The 4737-nt window shown below is 73.3% G+C and carries 2 protein-coding genes and 2 tRNA genes; 2 read left to right on the top strand and 2 right to left on the bottom strand.

The annotated features are described in order from the left end of the window. Both FNH08_RS44805 and FNH08_RS44800 read right to left on the bottom strand, forming a co-directional pair. On the bottom strand, positions 1-3181 hold a 3181-nt coding region (locus FNH08_RS44805), incomplete at its 3' end, for a PAS domain-containing protein (RefSeq protein WP_322726463.1). Positions 3182-3476: 295 nt separating this feature from the next. Next, positions 3477-4010 carry an SSI family serine proteinase inhibitor gene (locus FNH08_RS44800; protein ID WP_152777247.1) on the bottom strand — a complete coding sequence of 178 codons (534 nt, stop codon included), beginning with the start codon at positions 4008-4010 and terminating at the stop codon, positions 3477-3479. A gap of 226 nt (positions 4011-4236) precedes the next feature. On the opposite strand from FNH08_RS44800, the gene FNH08_RS44795 reads away from it, so the two are divergent. Both FNH08_RS44795 and FNH08_RS44790 read left to right on the top strand, forming a co-directional pair. Next, positions 4237-4327, top strand: a tRNA-Ser gene (locus FNH08_RS44795). Between the two features lie 252 nt (positions 4328-4579). Continuing rightward, positions 4580-4652, top strand: a tRNA-Arg gene (locus FNH08_RS44790). The last annotated feature ends 85 nt before the right edge of the window (positions 4653-4737 follow it).

The following is a 4737-nucleotide window of genomic DNA, read 5'->3' as shown; positions in this document are numbered from 1 at the left end:
GGGCGGGGTTGAGGGCGCCCTGGATCGGGAGCTGCGCGGGAACGGCCACACCCTGAACACCCTGTGCGGGCACGGGCTGACTCGCCGCGGGCGCGCCGGGGATCCCCTGCGCGGGTACCGGCTGAGCGAGTCCCGGGATTCCCTGGGCCGGGACAGGCTGCGGGTGGCCCGGAACACCCTGTGCGAGAACGGGGGGTTGGGCGGGCACGGTCACTCCGTGCACGGCGACGGGCAGCGCGGCCGGAGCCGGCACTCCCTGCGGTGGCACCGGCTGTTGTCCCGGAACGGGCTGCCCCGGAGTCGCCTGCGCGGGTACGACCTGCTGAGCTCCCGCCTGAGCCGGAAGCCCCTGAGCGGCAGCCGTCTGCCCCGGCGCCGGGACGCCCTGCGCGGAGGGCACTTGCGCCGGGACGCCCTGTGCGGGTGCCGTCTTGCCCTGCTCCGCGGCAGTGCGGGCTCGGCGGCGACCTGTCGGTGCGGGCACGGGATGCGGCTGCGGCGGGGTGTGGTCGTCGGACGGATCACGCAGCGCCGCGTCGTGGCGCCCGTCATCGGCCTGACCTTCACCAGGCGCACCACCGGGCATCTCGGTACCGGGCATCTCGGCACCAGGCGTTTCGGCACCGGGCGCGCCCGGCACGTCGGCCGCCTGACCCGCGCCTGCTCCGGGCCCGGCGGCAGGAGCCGGTCCCGCTGCCTGGGCAGGAGACACGGGAACTCCGGCGGCCATGGGAGCCGCCGTACCTCCGGCCCCGCTCCCCTGCCCGGCGGCAGCGGCGCCGTGCGCGGCCTCGTACTCGGGTGTGCGGTCGGCCGCGGCAGGCGGCAGAGCGAACACGGTGCGGCCCGGGGCCTGCGCGGTGGCGCGCTCCTCCGCGTTGGCGAGGGCCCGGCGGCGGCGCCCGGTCGGCTGGGGCTGTCCGCCGGCAGCGCCCGCACCGGCGGCCTCCGGCGTGCTCTGGGCCGCGGGCAGGGCAGGCGGCAGGGCGTGCTGCTCGGGGTTCCGGCGCGCGCGCCGCCCGGTGGGCGCGGGCACGCCCTGGGGCGGCACCGTCTCCCCCAGTCCCGTGGCGGCGGCGCCCGCCGCGTGCTCGGCGGCCGTGACGACCGCGCCCTCGGAGACCCCCTGCGTCCCGGCCTCGGCGAGGCTCGGCTGCCCACGCCGCCGCCCCGTACCACCGGACCCCGCACCGGGGTCGGCGCCGGACGCCTCGTCGTTGCCCTCCTCCTGCGCCGGAACCGGTCCGGCCTCACCGTCCGCGGACTCCGCCCGCCGCCTGCGCCGCCCGGTGGGCGCTGCGGCCTCCGCCTCGGGTTCCTCGCCCTCCAGGAACGCGTCCACCGAGGACCGCTGAGCCCGACGCCGCCCGCGCCGGGAGGCGTTCCCCGACGCATCGCCCGCGGCCTGCTCCGGCAGCGCGACCTCCGCACCGACACCGTCGGCACCGCTGCCCTCGGCGGTGGCGGCGCCGACATCGGTTACGTCGGCCGCGGGCTGCTGCTGAGCCTGAACCGCCCCGGCACCGCCACCGATCGGTACCTCGAGCACGTACGCGCTGCCGCTCATGCCCGGCACCTCGTGCGTCTGCAGCACACCGCCGTGCGCCCGCACGATCCCGCGGACGATCGGCTGGTGCACCGGGTCTCCCCCGGCGTACGGGCCGCGCACCTCGATGCGGACGACCTCGCCGCGCTGGGCGGCGGCCACGACCACCGTGTTGTCCATGTAGCCACCGGCCGACATGGGCGAGTTGCCCGTCGCGTCGACGCCCGCCACGTCCGCGACGAGGTGGGCGAGCGCGGTCGCGAGCCGCCGCTGGTCCACCTCGGCCTCGATGGGCGGCGCGTGTACGGCGAACTGCACCCGCCCGGGCCCGATCAGCTCGACGGCCCCCTCGACACCGGCCGCGACGACGGCGTCGAGCATGACCGCGGTCCGGACGAGACCGTCGTCGCCCGAGTCGAGGAGCTGGTAGCCGAGGACGTTGTCGACGAGTGTGGTGATGCGCGAGTACCCGGCCGACAGGTGGTGGAGGACCTGGTTGGCCTCGGGCCAGAGCTGGCCGGCGTCGTCGGCGGCGAGCTTGCCGAGTTCGCCGCGGAGCTGGTCGAGCGGGCCGCGCAGGGAGTGCCCGAGCACGGCGAGGAGCTGGTCGTGCCGCGCGGCGAGCGCCTCGTACCGGTCCTTCTCACGCTCGCCGAGCGCCGCGTACCGCTCGTCCCCGGAGGCGAGTTCATCGGCGTGGCGCTCGCGCAGCTCGTCGAGCTCGCCGGTGTGCTCCTCACGCAGCTTCCCGAGCTCTTCGGCGTGCTCGGCGGAGAGCTTCTCGATCTCCTCCGCGTGCTTCTCGGCCTCGTTCTTCTTCTCCTCGGCGAGCGCGTCGTACGGCCGCCGGTCGGTGAAGGTCATGACGGCGCCGACGAGCTGGTCGCCGTCGCGCACGGGGGCGGTCGTCAGGTCGACCGGCACCCTGTCGTCGCCCTTCGACCACAGCACCTGCCCGCGCACCCGGTGCTTGCGCCCCGAGCGCAGGGTGTCGGCGAGGGGGGACTCCGCGTACGGGAAGGGGGAGCCGTCCTCACGGGAGTGCAGGACGAGGGTGTGCAGCTCCCGCCCACCGAGATCACTGGCCCTGTAGCCCAGTATCTGAGCGGCGGCCGGATTGACGAGCACGATGCGCCCGTCCGTGTCCGTTCCCACCACACCCTCGGAGGCGGCCCGCAGGATCATCTCGGTCTGCCGTTGCGCACGCGCGAGTTCGGCCTCGGTGTCGACCGTGCCGGACAGGTCGCGCACGACGAGCATGAGCAGCTCGTCACCGGTGTAGCCGTATCCGTCGTACGCCTGCTGGCCGTTCTCCAGGTTCGCGCTCGTGACCTCGACCGGGAACTCGCTCCCGTCGGTCCGCCGCGCGATCATCCGGGTCGGCTTGGTGTGTCCGCGCGGATCGAGGGACTCGGGCCGTCGCATCGACCCGGGGATGAGCCGGGAGTCGAACTCGGGCAGCAGATCGAGCAGCCCGCGCCCCACCAGGGCGGTCCCCGGGGTCTCGAAGGCCTCCAGGGCGATGCTGTTGGCGTTGACGACCGTCCCGTTGGCGTTGACCAGCACCAACGCATCGGGAAGCGCGTCGAGTATGGCTGCGAGGCGAGCAGCGCCTCGGGATGGCCTGCTGCTCACGAGACGCTTCCTCCCTGTTACCGCATCTTCCCGACTGCCTGGGCCATCTTGCCAACCGGCCCGCAGCGTGTCACGCGAGGGAGTCTACGGGCAGTGGTTGCGCTGGCGACGTCGGATGAGAGGGAGGTCGCACGTGGATCTTTATGGGGATCTGCGACGGACCTGTGACCGTGTGTTTCGCTTCTCGGGGTCGTGATGATCCATTTCGTGAAGATACGGCCGGGGTGGTTGACCGCACATATGTGCGGGGTGAGGTGACTCGACCGCGGCCCGCTTCCGAACCCCGCTTCCTCCGTCAGCCGCGCCGGCCGAGGTCGGGCAGCACGGGGACGAGCGCGTCCCACCGGGCGATCTCACAGCCGTTCCGCCGGTCGAAGCGGGCGTCGACGGGGCGGCCGGCCCAGGTGCCGGTGACCTGGGCGGTGGCCGGACCGCCGTACTGCATCGTGCACACGGTGCCCGGGGCCACGGGGGCGAAGGGGTCGCGCCCCCAGGCCGTACGGCCTTCGAGCTTCCCGCAGGCACCTCGGGCGTCGGGATGGCTCCCGCCCTCCGGGTGGCACTCCAGCCTGTACGTCCCGTCGGCGGCCCGGCCCGCGCCCTCGACCGTGACGGTCAGCCGGTCTCCGGAAGCCGACGGGGGTACGGGGCCCGGTGCGGGCAGCGACCTCGGCCCACCGCTCCCGGCGTACGCCGCCGGAGGCACGGAGGCCAGACCGGTGACCGCGCCGAGGGCGGCGACACCGATGAGGAACCGGCGGAGGACGGCGGGACGACGGGGAGAAGAGGAAGGAGAGGGGGAAGGAGAAGAGGAAGAGGGGCGCACCATGACCTGCCTAACGCCGGTGAACGCGCACGGTTGCGCCACCGCTTTCGCCGCCCCGAGCTCCGGGCCCGGAGAGATCACCGCACAAAGATCCTTCGAGTCGCCGCGCCGCGATACGGCTTTGCTCTGCGGCCTCTCCGCCTAGTACCGTGGGGGGCGATTGGTGACGGCCCGCTGGGCTGTGTCATCATCTGCACGCACCATTCGCGCTTGCGCGGGCGGTTGTGCTGGAGGCGTCGCCTAGTCCGGTCTATGGCGCCGCACTGCTAATGCGGTTTGGGTCTTAAAGCCCATCGAGGGTTCAAATCCCTCCGCCTCCGCACCTGATCCCGAAGCCCCGGTCTCCGATGACCGGGGCTTCGGCCGTTCCGAGGACCGACGCGGGCGTCAGGACCGTGGCGAGGCGCGGACCGGGGCGCCGTCCAGGGATCGGTCTCCGGGCTGTTTTCGCAGGTCAGGTCGGGTGCGGCAAACGGATTTCACCTCACGCCGCCAGTCATGTAATGTTGTTCCCGCAACGCCGACCGGGCCGAAAAGCCCGGAAGGAAGCGCCAACACAACAGAACACACAAGCACTCGTAGCTTAACGGATAGAGCATCTGACTACGGATCAGAAGGTTGCAGGTTCGAATCCTGCCGAGTGCGCAGCAGACCAGAGGCCCCGTGGAGGAATCCACGGGGCCTCTGGCTTTTGTCCCGACGGCAGTGCCCCGGGGGGAGGGGTGGGGTG

The sequence above is a fragment of the Streptomyces spongiae genome, assembly GCF_009377185.1.
In the GTDB taxonomy this organism is placed as follows: Bacteria; Actinomycetota; Actinomycetes; order Streptomycetales; family Streptomycetaceae; genus Streptomyces; species Streptomyces spongiae.
This window is presented reverse-complemented; position numbering and strand designations above follow the sequence as displayed.